Raw genomic sequence first — 272 nt, 5'->3', positions numbered from 1 at the left:
CGCGGCGCCACGGTGGCGGTGCCGAACGACCCCGTCAATCTCGAACGCGCGCTGAAGATATTGCAGGCGGTGGGATGGGTCCGCATCCGCGAGAATCCCAATCCCGTGGATGTGTCCGAACATGATGTGATCGCCAATCCCGCCGGGATTCGCATCGTGCCGCTCGATACGGCGCAGGCGCCGCGTGCGCTCGAAGACGTGGATTTCGCGGCGATTCAGGGCAACTTCGCCATTTCCAGCGGCCACAAGCTGACTGAAGCGCTGGCGCTCGA

Annotated in this window: 1 protein-coding gene; it reads left to right on the top strand. The window is 64.3% G+C overall.

Annotated elements, in window-relative coordinates:
- Nucleotides 1-272: MetQ/NlpA family ABC transporter substrate-binding protein (locus tag SB771_RS34480; protein ID WP_410721974.1), on the top strand; the 272-nt coding region annotated here is incomplete at both ends.

This window comes from Burkholderia sp. SIMBA_051 (genome assembly GCF_046534915.1).
Classification (GTDB): domain Bacteria; phylum Pseudomonadota; class Gammaproteobacteria; order Burkholderiales; family Burkholderiaceae; genus Burkholderia; species Burkholderia ambifaria.
This window is presented reverse-complemented; position numbering and strand designations above follow the sequence as displayed.